At 39.7% G+C, this 13,575-nt stretch carries 14 protein-coding genes; 1 reads left to right on the top strand and 13 read right to left on the bottom strand.

Annotated elements, in window-relative coordinates; all coding sequences use genetic code 11:
- Positions 1-319 precede the first annotated feature (319 nt).
- Positions 320-1,279: a ring-cleaving dioxygenase gene (locus tag CSV64_RS04110; protein ID WP_099632921.1), complete on the bottom strand. Its 960-nt coding sequence runs from the start codon at positions 1,277-1,279 to the stop codon at positions 320-322.
- A 190-nt stretch (positions 1,280-1,469) separates the two neighbouring features.
- On the opposite strand from CSV64_RS04110, the gene CSV64_RS04105 reads away from it, so the two are divergent.
- Positions 1,470-2,324, top strand: coding sequence for an Rv1352/Rv1906c domain-containing protein (locus CSV64_RS04105; RefSeq protein WP_099632920.1), 855 nt, complete (start codon positions 1,470-1,472; stop codon positions 2,322-2,324).
- Positions 2,325-2,375: 51 nt separating this feature from the next.
- Here CSV64_RS04105 and CSV64_RS04100 read toward each other — a convergent pair whose 3' ends face one another.
- The 12 genes from CSV64_RS04100 to CSV64_RS04040 form a co-directional block, all read right to left on the bottom strand.
- Complete coding sequence (locus tag CSV64_RS04100) at positions 2,376-2,729, bottom strand: DoxX family protein (RefSeq protein ID WP_099632919.1); 354 nt, start codon at positions 2,727-2,729, stop codon at positions 2,376-2,378.
- 169 nt (positions 2,730-2,898) lie between these two features.
- Positions 2,899-4,587: an FAD-dependent oxidoreductase gene (locus CSV64_RS04095; RefSeq protein WP_099632918.1), complete on the bottom strand. Its 1,689-nt coding sequence runs from the start codon at positions 4,585-4,587 to the stop codon at positions 2,899-2,901.
- A 106-nt stretch (positions 4,588-4,693) separates the two neighbouring features.
- The gene (locus CSV64_RS04090; protein WP_099632917.1) at positions 4,694-6,646 is read right to left on the bottom strand and encodes a hypothetical protein; all 1,953 of its coding nucleotides are present in this window, start codon (positions 6,644-6,646) and stop codon (positions 4,694-4,696) included.
- Positions 6,647-6,909: 263 nt separating this feature from the next.
- Complete coding sequence (locus CSV64_RS04085) at positions 6,910-7,137, bottom strand: helix-turn-helix domain-containing protein (RefSeq protein ID WP_099632916.1); 228 nt, start codon at positions 7,135-7,137, stop codon at positions 6,910-6,912.
- Between the two features lie 15 nt (positions 7,138-7,152).
- Positions 7,153-7,644 carry a DUF2975 domain-containing protein gene (locus tag CSV64_RS04080; RefSeq protein ID WP_099632915.1) on the bottom strand — a complete coding sequence of 164 codons (492 nt, stop codon included), beginning with the start codon at positions 7,642-7,644 and terminating at the stop codon, positions 7,153-7,155.
- Between the two features lie 313 nt (positions 7,645-7,957).
- Positions 7,958-8,356 carry a VOC family protein gene (locus CSV64_RS04075; protein WP_099632914.1) on the bottom strand — a complete coding sequence of 133 codons (399 nt, stop codon included), beginning with the start codon at positions 8,354-8,356 and terminating at the stop codon, positions 7,958-7,960.
- Positions 8,357-8,427: 71 nt separating this feature from the next.
- Positions 8,428-8,925, bottom strand: coding sequence for an SRPBCC family protein (locus CSV64_RS04070; protein WP_099632913.1), 498 nt, complete (start codon positions 8,923-8,925; stop codon positions 8,428-8,430).
- 154 nt (positions 8,926-9,079) lie between these two features.
- Positions 9,080-9,508, bottom strand: a complete 429-nt coding sequence (locus CSV64_RS04065; protein WP_099632912.1) for a VOC family protein — start codon at positions 9,506-9,508, stop codon at positions 9,080-9,082.
- Positions 9,509-9,629: 121 nt separating this feature from the next.
- Complete coding sequence (locus CSV64_RS04060; protein WP_099632911.1) at positions 9,630-10,022, bottom strand: VOC family protein; 393 nt, start codon at positions 10,020-10,022, stop codon at positions 9,630-9,632.
- A 367-nt stretch (positions 10,023-10,389) separates the two neighbouring features.
- Complete coding sequence (locus CSV64_RS04055) at positions 10,390-10,761, bottom strand: iron chaperone (RefSeq protein WP_099633023.1); 372 nt, start codon at positions 10,759-10,761, stop codon at positions 10,390-10,392.
- A 455-nt stretch (positions 10,762-11,216) separates the two neighbouring features.
- Complete coding sequence (locus CSV64_RS04045) at positions 11,217-12,761, bottom strand: acyl-CoA carboxylase subunit beta (protein ID WP_099632909.1); 1,545 nt, start codon at positions 12,759-12,761, stop codon at positions 11,217-11,219.
- Between the two features lie 26 nt (positions 12,762-12,787).
- Entirely contained in the window at positions 12,788-13,570 is a 783-nt protein-coding gene (locus CSV64_RS04040; RefSeq protein ID WP_099632908.1) for an enoyl-CoA hydratase, read from the bottom strand.
- Positions 13,571-13,575: the final 5 nt, after the last annotated feature.

Here is a 13,575-nt window from a genome sequence, read left to right as displayed (position 1 = left end):
ATTTCAGAGTGGGCTTTTTCATCAATGATCGCATGATAAAACTGCACCACGAATCGACTCACTTTGCCAGCTAACTCAGCTATTGTACGAACTGGATACTGCTAATTATCAAGTGAAATATTGAAATTACTACTGGTATGTAAGGGCTTACGAGATGTTAGATATAAATCATTCAAACAAAATTTTAGCCAACTATCTGCATTTTACTTTACATAATAATATTATTCTAATTATATTATTCAATATATACACCATATAGTAAATAATAGCATATAAAAAATCTCCCACCTATTTAGATGAGAGATTCACTTTCACTTTTTCACAAAGGTTCCAAACGACTCTCGATTTCTTCACGACGATGTTCGAGGAATGGTGGCAATGCCAAGCTTTCTCCTAAATGCTCTAACTCCTCATCGGTATCAAATCCTGGTCCATCTGTTGCTATTTCAATAGTTAAACCGTTCGGATCTTTTAAATAGACTGAATGAAAGTAATATCTATCAACATATTGTGAATTGGGAATCCCATTGTCATTTAACTTATGAATAAACTCATTCAATTCCTCTTCATCTTCAACACGTAATGCAATATGATGAACACTACCTCTTCCCGGACGTTCTTTAGGAAGATCCGCACGATGTTCTAGATGAATTTCAGCTCCCGTTCCCCCTTCACCCGTTTCATAGATTATGATATCGGGCTGCCCTTTCGTTTCCGAGACGTAACGATCTTTTTCCTTAAATCCTAAAATGTCTGTTAGAAGTGCAGTCGTTTCATCCACGTTTTGCACAGTAAAACGTGAAGGCCCTAATCCAATGATGCCATATTCTGATGGAACTGGACTTTGACTCCATGGAACGCCACCAGCTACGCCTGTATTGTGTTCATCTGAAATCAGTAGTAGTCTTTGGCCTTCAAAGTCTTGAAATGGCAGAACTAATCTCCCCGCTTGCTCGCGTATATCTTCATACAGCACGTGAAATTCTTCAAATCTGGATTTCCAATATTCCAACGCTTGATCATTTGGTACACGAAGCGAAGTAGCCGAAATACTATTTGTTCCCTCATATGTTTTTCCGGCACGTGGTATTTCAAAAAACGTCACGTCCGTTCCAGGATTCCCCTTCTCATCTGCATAAAATAAATGATACATAGAAGGTGAATCTTGATTGACGGTTTTTTTCACTAAGCGCATACCCAAAATATTCGTATAGAAATCTAGGTTTTTCTTCGCATCAGCTGTTATTGCTGACATGTGGTGAAGCCCTTTAATTTTCATCATTATTCCTCCTCATGATTTCATTCTTACTAGCTATTCCCCATTTTTGCATACTTTATTATGTATCAATTTATAGGTAAGCTGACTAACAATCAACTTCTCTGCTTATGAATCTACCTAATAGGTAGATTCTGTCAAGGTCTTTCATGTATTATATAGATACAATGCAAAAAGTGAGGTTACATACGAGATGAATAAAAAACAATTGTGGTGGGCTGTAGTTGGTGCAGCCGTATTACTGTTAGCTCTAATCATTGCCATTGTGAGCGATAAAGAAACACCCGAAACTACAATAGAAAAGCCAGCGTTAATCGAAACTCCGATAGAAAATGAAGCAACAGAACCATCTGCTAAGCCTAAACGAACAGAAGAACACGATAAGGAACAACCTAAAATGAATGAAATCGAAAACGATGTAATAGAACCGGACGAATCAAAAAAAGAACAAACAACAAAGCCAGCTACAAGGCCATCTAACACCGTTTCCGATGAAAATTCAACACAGCCGACGACAACAGCACCCAAGCCAACAGAACCGGAAAAACAATTGAACCCGTCCACTATGACTTCTATGACAGACGGGACCTATAAAGTAGGAACTGATATTGAACCAGGTGAATACCTCGTTTTCTCCAATGGCGTTACACTCTTGGAAAATACAACTGATCAATCAGGAAACCCTGACAGTATTGTGTTCAACGTTGCACTGGATGGACGTTCCCACACATACGTAACAGTACGCCAAGGTGAATACTTTACATTAAAAGGTGGAGAAATGTATCCGGTAGCCTCCGCGCCTAGTATTAAACCAGCCAATGGAATATATAAGGATGGCCAATACAAAGTGGGTACAGATATCCCCGCTGGTACGTATACTTTGTTGGTAGAAGATCAAAGCGACATAGGATTTTATGAGATTAGCAAAAACAGCCGACAAGATATGATGGATCTTCTCGTGAGTGATGTAGTAGAAGGTGAAACGTCTATAAATATAACAGACGGCCAATATTTAACGATCCGAAATGCTTATTTGAAAGTACAATAAAAAGAACACACAAAACCAAAACTCCTTTTGGTTTTGTGTGTTCTTTCATTTTTAGACCTTTCGTACTTTCAATACCCACCAAATTAACACAAATTGCAGTGGGAGCCTTAGCCACAATGCCGTTGCTGATACATCATAATTCTCAGCTGTAAAGGCCATATATATATTAACTGGGAATACAAGAACTAAAAACACCGCAATTAAAAAGCCCGTAACGAAGCGTGTCCGCTTCATGAACAATCCAATAGCCAATGCTATTTCCATTAGACCTGATATGTACACAACGGCTTTTCTAAACGGTACCCACTCGGGCATCATTCCTGTGAAAAATGATTCCATTGCGAAGTGGCCGATTCCTGCCGCTAAAAATAATAGACAAAACACATATAAAGCAATTTTTCTCATACACGATAGTCTCCTAACTTTCCTCTACTCTGCTAGTGCCCTTTATACAATCTACGTAAACCTGATCACTCGTTAATATTATATTAAAAAAGCAAAGTGGTCTACAATTCAGTTCATTAATCAAAAAAACCTAAGCTCTCCAATTGGGAGCTTAGGTAATAAATTGAATTTAATTGAAGTTATACTCCGTTACAATTTTCTCTCTATCCGAATTCACATCATTGAAATACTCATATAAACAAATACCAAGGAAAGAACCCGATATATTCACAATGTTATCAAATCCACTGTTCTGCAAGGCCATCAATGCATTGTAACTACGTTGTGATGAGCGGCAATGAACATAGACGGGTACATCTTTAGGCACTTCTTCCATGCGGTCGCGCAGCTGACTGAGTGGAATATTCACCGCGTTCACTAAGTGTCCTTTCGCAAATTCATTTTCTTCACGCACATCAATAATCACTGCATTTTGTTCTACTAGTCCACGCACTTCCGATACATGAACTTGCTCATAACGGCCATATAGAATGTTAAGAGCTACAAGTGCAGCCAAGTTGACGACATCTTTAGCTGTACTGTACATGGGTGAATAGGTTAACTCAAGCTCTTTTAAATCTTCAAGCGTACCACCCATCGAGATGAGTGTTGCGATGACATCAATTCGCTTATCGGCATTTCCTTTACCAATTGCCTGAGCCCCTAATATTTTCCCAGTCGGTACTTCAAATACTAATTTGAAGTGAAGCGGGTTACTGTTAGGCATCAATGCAACTTTATCGGGTGCAATAATATAAACGCTGTCATGCTGTATTCCTGCAGAAGTCGCCAGTTTTTCATTGAGGCCAGTCGAAGCTGCTACTAGATCAAAAATCTGGATACTTGATGAACCGATGACTCCTTTGTTTTGATGTGGAATCCCATACATATGATCCGCTGCGGCACGTGCTTGACGTTGAGCAGGACCAGCTAAAGCCAGTCTAGTCGGTTTATGAAGTAACTGGTGATACACTTCAATGGCATCCCCGACTGCATATATCGATTTGTCACTTGTGCGGTAATTGGCATCTACTTTAATACCACCAAGCTCACCGATTTCAAGATCAGCGTCTTTCGCAAGCTTTGTCTCGGGACGAACACCATTTGCTAAAACTACTACTTGTGCATCAACTTGTTTACCAGAATTCAACGTAACGTTGTTATCAGTAATTTTAGCCAACCCATCGTTAACTATCACTTTGATCCCTTTATCCATTAATTCTTTATGCAAAATTTGAGCCATATCATAATCAAAAGGCATCATGACCTGGTTGGCAAATTCGATTAACGAAACATTCCGTCCAGCAAGCTTTAAGTTCTCCGCCACTTCTACGCCGATGAAACCACCACCGATAACCGCTATATTGGCTATGTCTTTCGTTTGTACATAGTTGTTCAGACGCTCAATATCTTCCACGTTACGAACGGTGAAAACATGTTTCGAATCTACACCTTCCAAATTCGGAACGATTGGACTGGCTCCTGGAGATAACACTAATCGATCATAGCTCTCCTCATATGTTTCGCCTGTCAGCACATGCGAAATACTCACCGTTTTTTCTTTGCGATTAATGGCTATCACTTCTTGGCTAACACGCGCTTCGATATTATATTTGTTTTTAAACGCGACCGGATCCATTAACACTAGTTTGTTACTATCTTCTACAATTCCGCTGAGATAAAATGGTAAAGAACAGTTAGAAAAAGATACATGCGGTCCTTTTTCAAACATAATAATCTCTGCTTGCTCATCCATGCGTCGAATACGTGCAGCTGTTGAAGCCCCTCCAGCTACTCCGCCAATTACAACAATCTTCATCTCGCCATCCCCTTAATTAGTAGTTATCTTAAATAAACTATATACCCCTCAGGGTATATAGTCAACGAATTGATTTAAGGTTCAGAGTTTGTTTAAAGTTTGAGTTTTAATTCGCTAAGTCCGCAACCAAGCGTCTTAGTAGGACTAGTGTCTCTCTTCTTAAGACTTGTGCCGTTTCGATATTCAGCTCAACTTCTTTACTGAATGAGGATGCGCGAATACTGTTCACCCAGTGTGTGAAGTACGCTACCACATGTCCTTTATCTACATTTTCTTTTAATAAACTCGTACCGTTTGCGCTAAGATAATGATAAAAACTCCCGAGCGTGACATAGTGATAGTACTCTTCACTGCCGATTTCGACAGAAGTTAATCCGGATTCAGGCATTGCTACATCTACTAAAGGCATCGTCTGTTTATCCGCCCGAGCTTTAACTAGAACATGACCGAAAAACTCTTCCACTGCCTTTACATAATCCGCCATAATAAAAGTGGCTTTTTGACCGAATTGTTGATTTTCCCGTTGAAAGCTTTTTTCAATTTCTTGCCATTTCGCTTCAGCAGTCGTTAAAAGACGTTTCACTTCATTAGATTTTAATAAAAGTGGCAATTGTCTTCCGGCTTTTTCAAAGCGCTCTTTCTCTTCCTCATTGAACAGTAGCGCACTTTGAGAAGTGAGTGATGTAAAGGTCTCTTCCAACAGCGTCGCCGCTTGATTAGGATCAATTGGTTCCAAATCATATTGGTCAGCCTTTTGTATCACCGCTTCAACTTCTGAAGATAAATCTTTCAAGTAAAACTCTGTCAGGAATTCATTTAATTGAATCAAAGCGTCCGTAATCATAATTTCACGGTATTCGATCCCTTCGTCAGGCACCAATGATAGAACTCGGTTTCTTAACTTCATGCCTTCATTGCCTAATTCCCAGCCAATCAATAAGTTTAAAGCTGGTTCTTTCACATTTCCTTCCTCTGAAGTTAATGTTTTATCTGCCTTATAAAAACAAATCATTGCGTTCAATAAATTCCTTAATATAGCGTCTTGATCTTCAAACGGTAATTCGGAAAAATTCGCTGTACACATTTCTTCAATTTCGCATTCGTAAAAGAAAAAATTGAAATCGGCTTGTATAAAGGAATCTTCCTGTATCTTGCCACCATGTTGTTCTTCAATAACATTTTTCATTCGTAATATGTACTCGGAAACCTTCGTTAGTTGCGAAACGATATCCCCTTTGTATTTCTCGATGCGATATTGAATTGCTTGCATATCACCATGCAAAACATGCACGGCGTGATAATCATAAGCAGACTTAGAAAGATTCACCAAGCTCATGACGGTTGGTATATCATTCAAATCGAATAGATCATTGAATGTGATATAGAATTCCAGACCGACACTGTGCATTTCTTTGTACTTCATCATATGAATCAAGCGTTCACAAAAACTTCGCTTCGTCGCAAAGTCGATCAATGTATCGTTATGAACGACTTGTAAAAACAGATCATACAGATTCATAATGGTCTTTTTCGTTACGCTCTCTAAAATATCGGGATCACGTGTTTTATCCATTAGCACACTAAGTTCATTGAAGTATCTAGCAAGTGTCTGCATATGATCGGCACGTGTGTTATTCAAGGTTGCACATAACGGATATATTTTTGAATTAAACAGTTGCCAAGAATCCGCCACATGTCCCTCATTATTGAAGAAATAGAACCAAAGATGGTACCGCCAATCCCCTTTTGCTTTGGTATCCTGATCTAGCTCAAACGGATCGAATTCTTCACCATATGCTAGTGCGAGTAATGTTTCATTATATTGGCTCGCTAGCGTAATTTCACTGCCATACAAGTCAGATAATTCTACAAGCAATGCATACCGTTCATCATCCCTGCATTCGTTAATCACTTTCGTAAACGAAGGATGGTCGATGACGTGACAAACATCTAAATGACGCCCTTTAAGCAACCACTGACGCAGCATATAATCCAAGAATTCTTCCGAATCCAAATAAGCCCCAAAATGCCGGGCTGAAAACTCCTGATAAATATCCAAACCAATTCCCCCTTAAACATCTGACAACATATAGATCTGTACGAATAACAAACTTTATTCCAAGAACAATAAAGTTTGAGCTATCCTTATCATATCGCGATTTCTCTTTTTTCTCTACCTAGAAATCACAGTTTCAAAAAAGCTAGGCCAACAGTGATATAAATTCATTTTATTATAGACAAAAATATAGAACATTCCATATTCCACGGAAGTGCTCTATATCTTTAAACCTTTTTATAAAACTTGTTACATTCATTCATTTTCTAATCTGGACTTACAGTATCTTCGTCCATTTTGTATTCTAATATATCGCCAGGTTGACACTCTAAAGCTTTACAAATCGCATCCAATGTAGATAGTCGAATCGCCTTCGCCTTTCCATTTTTCAGTATTGAAATATTTGCCATTGTAATTCCAACTCGCTCGGAAAGTTCTGTAACACTCATTTTCCTTTTAGCCAACATCACATCAATATTGATTATAATTGTCATGTTATTCACCTCAGCTCAGACTATTAAATCATTTTCCTCTTTTATATCTATCGCTTCTTTTAAAAGCCTTTGAAGAACAGCGGCAAAAACGGCAATCACTATGGATGCAAAGATAGGGATCATTCCGACTATTACGAGACCCGGAGCGTCGTCTATCTCCGCCATAATAAAGACGAATGGAAGAGCTACTACATACAAGCCGCTGATTATGATCGCACAGTATTTAATTTTCTTTAGAGCCCTAACAGATAACTCAGAGAAGGCCTGATTTTTATCAATAAAGTTTAATAGGGTAAAGGTCTGATATAATGCGAAATAAAATGGAATCACCGAAATATACATGACTGCTAAAATACTATATACCACATAAGCAAAATCCCAACCTCTATCTGCAGCTTCACTTGCCTCACTTGCTATCTGCGGCAATAAAAATATGCATAAAGCTAGAACTGGAATTCCTATGAATATGACAGCTAACTTTAAAAATAGCGTTGTTCCTCGTTTCATAAAACGCACCTCATTTATCTTCTATAATGTAAATTTCACTTTAACATGTAATTTATCGATTAACAATAAATATAATTCGATTTAGAACACATTTTTATTACTAAGCATATCCATACATCTTCTTCTAGAAGCTGAAGATATCTTCACGAAGCTTTCGTAATATTTTTAATTGAAAAACGCTGACCCCATTTACATTAACTAAATGGGGTCAGCGTTTAATTGTATATTACTTTTTCTATAAAATAAAAAATGTGCCTAGGCTTTCAATTAAGTAGCTGATTGTGAAATATCTCAGAATTCTTTTACCACTACATTACTCTGGTAAGTTTAACTGCCATGAAATTCCGAATTGGTCATTCAGCCATCCGAATTTTTTACTGAAGCCATAGTTATCTAAAGGCATGAGGGCTGTACCATTTTGCAACATTTTTTCATAAAGTCTGTCAATTTCCTCTTCAGAATCACATGTTAAATAAATAGAAAATGATGGCGTAAACGTAAACTCGTGATCGATATGGCTGTCGATACACATGAACTCTTGCCCTTTTAACGAAAATAACGCTTGTATAACTGTACCTTCCTTACCTGGCCCTTCCGCTCCATATCGAGTAATACTTTTAATTTCTGATTCATCGATGAGTGAAGTGTAGTATTTCATAGCTTCTTCTGCGGTACCGCCTTGAAACATTAAAAATGGTTTGACGTCCTTCATATTTAACTTCCCTTTCTTTACATAAACTTTATTTTTGATTGAACTATTTTAACTAGCTATTTCAATATTTATTAGCCTTTGTAGCTAACTTCACCTGTTTCAACTAATTCCTTCAGTCCCATAAACATATAATTCCAACCTACTTCAGTACCATCATGCATTTCGTCAAGTGCTTTTTCAATCTCAGAAACTGTCCAATTCGATTCTTGAGCAACATGGATCAATTGTGTGAATGTCATCTCGCAGCCTTGCTCGAGCTCTTTTATCTCAACTGTTATCGTATCTTCTAAATCGCTCATTTCTGGCATCTTAAAAGTGAGCTTGATTTTTTTAGGAGAATCAAGTTCAAGGTATTCGCCAATGGCACGGTAATCTTGTCCTCCCCTGTGGTCAATAATTTCCCAAGTACCGCCTACTTGAGGATTATTTCGCGTCACTTTATTCGTTACTTCCAACGTGAAGAACCATTTTCCCATCATTTCTGGTTTTAACCAAGCATCAAATACTTTTTCAGAAGCTACTTCAAAATTTCTTATCATTTTCAAACGAGTAGATGAAACTTTACTCATACTTACACCCCTTATACTTAATTATTGTATTGCTCAATAGCAACTTATCGAAAACGTAATTTTTTCATTCACTAATGAATGTATGAAATATAGTTTAAACAGCTAATCAACGCAAATAAATCACGAATTATTAAGCAGTTTAAATTGAGCGCTATTAATAAGCTGCGTCTTCTTTGTTTACACTCAATTGCCAAATTACACCAAATTTATCAGTGACACTACCATAAAGATTTGCCCAGAACGTCTCTTGGAGCTCCATCCCAACTGTTCCACCTTCTTTTAGTTTCTCGTAAATCGTTTGTAACTTTTTCTCTTCGGTGCATTGGTAAGCTAGGCTTATATTGTTGCCAAGCGTGAAAGGAGAACCAGGGAACGTATCTGAAAACATCACAGTGCTACCTTCGATAGCTAAACGAGTATGCATAATTAAGTTTTTGGCTTCTTCTGGAAGAGGGTATTCTGGATTTGGTGATTGATCCCCAAAAGTCATAATATTAGGTTCTTCTGTTTCAAAAACTTCTGTATAAAATTCAACAGCTTCACGGCAATTTCCATTAAACGTTAAATAAATATCAATAGCCATATTCTACCACTCCTATAATTTAATCAAAACGAATGTAGTTGTCTGCAAATAAACCCATTAAAATCATTACAGAACAAAACGTCTCTTTAGTTTAAGATTATATTCCCCACAAAAAAACTTATCATTTTGCATTTTTATCTGGTTGATGAAGCCCAAAAACATTACCCTCGGTATCCAAATAATAGCCTTGCCAAGCCATTCCTGGCAACGCGTATTTAGGGAATGCAACACTGCCTCCACCATCAATAATTTTTGCTTCCGTTAAATCATAATTATCGACTCCTATAGTACAAGCATAGCCATTTAGTGGTTGGTTACGTTCTGGACGTGGACCTTGACGTTGCATTAATGCTCCATCCACTCCAAGGTCACTATCACCAGTCACTGCTCCGTAGTAAGGCATTCCTGCATACTCACTCCAGTCCTGAAAGGTCCATCCGAATACATCCCCATAAAACTTTTGTGCCCTTTCCATGTCGTCTACGTGAATTTCAAAGTGAACTACTCTTCCCATCTTTTCCCTCCTCCTTTTAGTACAGAACATGTTCCCCATTTATATCCAATCGTTCTTACTCCGATAATTAAAAGCAGCTAGATTTTGATATATACCCATTTTTAACTTATCAGTAGTAATTAGTATGTCTTCCTCTTGCGCCTTCTATCCCTCACTACTCTCGGAGGGTAGCATTTCACAGAATGGATTACTAGTAAAATTGAATTACTAAATAAATTAATCAAGACAATTTCTTAGAGTCTTGATTACCAGTTTAAGGCTGATTAGACAACGTTTATTTAACAATTCTTTGAGAATAGCTATTCTCTATTTGCTCTTCAATGGTTTTGCCAGAATGATTAAAATATCAGTGGGTAGTTTCGCTTGTCTATTTCCGCCAAAAGCTCGTAACGTCCATTTTATCCTCTATATTAAACTCAATAATTTTCTTAAGCAGTTCGTAATTGATTGGCTTATTCCACTGAATTCTAAACAAGCCTTTAGTTGCACTGTAGCCGTGTTGCGCAATATCATCTGCAAATTTCGCGATCCCTGCGTATTCGGGTGAAATGCTCATATGATGCTTTGCTACGGAAAAACCAATTATAAAAGTGCCATGATTAGAAAACATTGGCGTATTCCATTTGATGACCGGTTCCAAATCGGGAAATTCATTAGCAACCCACTTCAACACTTCCTCCATCCGTTCACGATGGTCGGGATGATCGATACTTGCCAGATATTTTGAAAAAACCATTATGTGACCTCCTTTAAAATAATTACTAATATCATCTCTATAAACGGGAATGTATGTTCTGATTATAGCAGATGAATACATACTTTGGCTAGTGACAACCGACATTCATCTCCCGCTAACTCAAGGGGCTATACCTGAATCATTCTTTGTAGCGGAAGTCTTCTGCCAGAAGTCAAAAAAAATTTGTGAGGGACCCAATCTTATTAACAGCAAAGTTTCAAATTCCGGTATATGTTGAATCATCCAATCTAAGACAGATTGAACACTAGGATTTAATTTTAACTGTCTACGTCGATGTTCATTGAAAATTATTTTACTCATATAAAACACTTCTAGCCGAATAGTTACCTTCAGTATACAGAGGAAGTGACATATAAAAAACCCCAAATGGAGTCACTTTTTAAAGTGTCTATCATTTGGGGTTCAGTTCATGATGACGCGTAGGCTGTCGCTTTCGATCACACCGGATAAACCGGATGCTTGCGGTCTGTAACTTGGACATATTTTGTCGCATACGCTTCGTAGCGTGTAATCAACTCATCACGCAGTGAGTCTGCCGGGACGATCCCGTCAATAATCATTTCAGAAGCTAAGTGGTAAATATCGATATCTTCTTTGTATTCATTACGCTTTTCTTCAATATAAGCTGCGCGCTCTTCTTCAGGCAACGCAGCGATTTTATTTGCGTAGACTGCATTGATAGCTGCGTCTGGCCCCATGACCGCTATGGAAGCAGTTGGCAGCGCTAAACACGCATCTGGTTCAAATGCCGGGCCTGCCATAGCGTACAATCCTGCACCATATGCTTTGCGGACGATGATAGAAATTTTCGGCACTGAGGCTTCTGACATCGCAAAAATCATTTTTGCACCGTGGCGGATGATGCCTGCACGTTCTACTTTTGTTCCAATCATGAATCCAGGCACGTCGACTAAGAACAACAGGGGGATGTGGAATGCGTCGCAGAGATTGATGAACTTTGCCGCTTTGTCGGCAGAGTCGTGGAAAAGCACGCCGCCTTTAACGCGCGGTTGGTTTGCGATAATGCCGACTGCTTTTCCATCAATGCGCGCAAGGCCAGTAATAAGCTCGCCTGCGAACAGTTTCTTAATTTCGAAAAATGAATCTTCATCGATAATCCCCTTGATCAAGTCGTGCATATTGAACGGTGCGTTTTCATTTTTCGGAATGATTTCTTCCAATGTCTTATCCAGCTGTTTCGGTGCCACAGCATCATGTACAGGAGGCCTTTCTGAAAAGCTTGCCGGGAAATACGATAAATATCTCCGCGCCGCAGCGATTGCGTCTTCTTCATTTTTCGCGAGCACATCGCCGCATCCTGATGTTGTGCAGTGCATGCGCGCGCCGCCCATTTCTTCGAGCGTTACTTTTTCACCGATGACCATTTCTGCCATGCGCGGTGATCCGAGGTACATCGAAGCGTTTTTGTCGACCATAATGACGATATCACAAAACGCTGGGATATACGCACCACCTGCAGCAGACGGTCCGAACAAGACACAGATTTGTGGAATGCGGCCGGATAGCTTTACTTGATTCTGGAATATTCTTCCTGCACCCCGGCGGCCTGGGAACATTTCGACTTGATCCGTAATCCGTGCGCCTGCTGAATCGACTAAGTAAACGAGTGGCACATTTAATTTTTCAGCGGTTTCCTGGATGCGGATAATTTTTTCCACTGTCCGCGCACCCCATGAGCCTGCTTTAATTGTGGAATCATTCGCCATGACACAAACAACTTGGCCGTTAATCTTCCCCATGCCTGTCACAACTCCGTCAGCAGGAAGATCGCCCGCCATGCAGTTCGCAAATTGACCGTCTTCGATTTTAAGATCCGAATCAAATAATAATTTCAAGCGGTCCCGGACGAACATTTTCCCTTGATCCGCATTTTTCTCATGGTATTTCGGCGCGCCACCTTTTTTAATCTGTTCTACTCTTTCATTCAATGCTTGCTGCAAAGATTTTGTATCTGTTGTCATCGTCCTGCCTCCCTTATGATCATTCATCATTCGCCAGTATAAACAGGCTTGCGTTTTTCCTTGAATGCCTTCAGTCCTTCGAGCCGGTCTTTAGAAGGAATTGTCACTTCATAGGCGTTCTGTTCAATTGCGAGCCCTGTCTGCAGTTCGACATCATAGCCGTGGTCAATCGCGAACTTCGCCTGCGCGACAGCAAGCGGGCTATTCGCTGCGATTTGTCCCGCGACAGCAAGTGCTTTAGCCATCAGCTGATCAGATGCCACAATGTATTCAGCGAGCCCGATTTCCGCTGCTTCTGCTGCTTCGACTCTGCGCGCTGTGAAAATAAGCTCCTTCGCCCGTCCTTTGCCGATCAATCTGGGCAGACGTTGCGTACCGCCTGCTCCTGGAATAATGCCGAGAGAAGTTTCCGTCAATCCAAACTTTGCCGTCTCTGCTGCAATGCGGATGTCGCATGCCAGCGCCAATTCTGTTCCGCCCCCAAGCGCAACACCGTTAACTGCGGCGATGACCGGCTGAGGAAGTGATTCAATGCTGTTAATCGTCTGGCGGATCAATGAAACCGTCTTGCGCACATCGACCGGGTTCATTCCTGCACGTTCTTTTAAATCAGCGCCCGCACAAAAAGCTTTTTCACCGGCGCCTGTTATAATAACTGCGCGGATTTCCCGGTCGTAGCGACATTCTAGCAACGCATCGTAAAGCCCGTTTAGCATCTCGACTGACAATGCATTCGCCGCTTCCGGACGATTCAATAAAATGATCGCAATTCCGTCGCCACGCTTCTCTACTACCACTTTATTCCCCATCCACT

Source organism: Sporosarcina sp. P32b (assembly GCF_002743335.1).
In the GTDB taxonomy this organism is placed as follows: domain Bacteria; phylum Bacillota; class Bacilli; order Bacillales_A; family Planococcaceae; genus Sporosarcina.
Note: the sequence above shows the minus strand (reverse complement) of the source record. Positions and strands in the feature narration are given on the sequence as shown.

Bases quoted from the DNA above. Each gene is read 5' to 3' on its own strand.
- CSV64_RS04110 (WP_099632921.1), bottom strand. From the start codon at position 1,279: ATGAAAATTAAAGGGCTTCACCACATGTCAGCAATAACAGCTGATGCG.
- CSV64_RS04105 (WP_099632920.1), top strand. From the start codon at position 1,470: ATGAATAAAAAACAATTGTGGTGGGCTGTAGTTGGTGCAGCCGTATTA.
- CSV64_RS04100 (WP_099632919.1), bottom strand. From the start codon at position 2,729: ATGAGAAAAATTGCTTTATATGTGTTTTGTCTATTATTTTTAGCGGCA.
- CSV64_RS04095 (WP_099632918.1), bottom strand. From the start codon at position 4,587: ATGAAGATTGTTGTAATTGGCGGAGTAGCTGGAGGGGCTTCAACAGCT.
- CSV64_RS04085 (WP_099632916.1), bottom strand. From the start codon at position 7,137: ATGACAATTATAATCAATATTGATGTGATGTTGGCTAAAAGGAAAATG.
- CSV64_RS04080 (WP_099632915.1), bottom strand. From the start codon at position 7,644: ATGAAACGAGGAACAACGCTATTTTTAAAGTTAGCTGTCATATTCATA.
- CSV64_RS04075 (WP_099632914.1), bottom strand. From the start codon at position 8,356: ATGAAGGACGTCAAACCATTTTTAATGTTTCAAGGCGGTACCGCAGAA.
- CSV64_RS04070 (WP_099632913.1), bottom strand. From the start codon at position 8,925: ATGAGTAAAGTTTCATCTACTCGTTTGAAAATGATAAGAAATTTTGAA.
- CSV64_RS04065 (WP_099632912.1), bottom strand. From the start codon at position 9,508: ATGGCTATTGATATTTATTTAACGTTTAATGGAAATTGCCGTGAAGCT.
- CSV64_RS04060 (WP_099632911.1), bottom strand. From the start codon at position 10,022: ATGGGAAGAGTAGTTCACTTTGAAATTCACGTAGACGACATGGAAAGG.
- CSV64_RS04045 (WP_099632909.1), bottom strand. From the start codon at position 12,761: ATGACAACAGATACAAAATCTTTGCAGCAAGCATTGAATGAAAGAGTA.
- CSV64_RS04040 (WP_099632908.1), bottom strand. From the start codon at position 13,570: ATGGGGAATAAAGTGGTAGTAGAGAAGCGTGGCGACGGAATTGCGATC.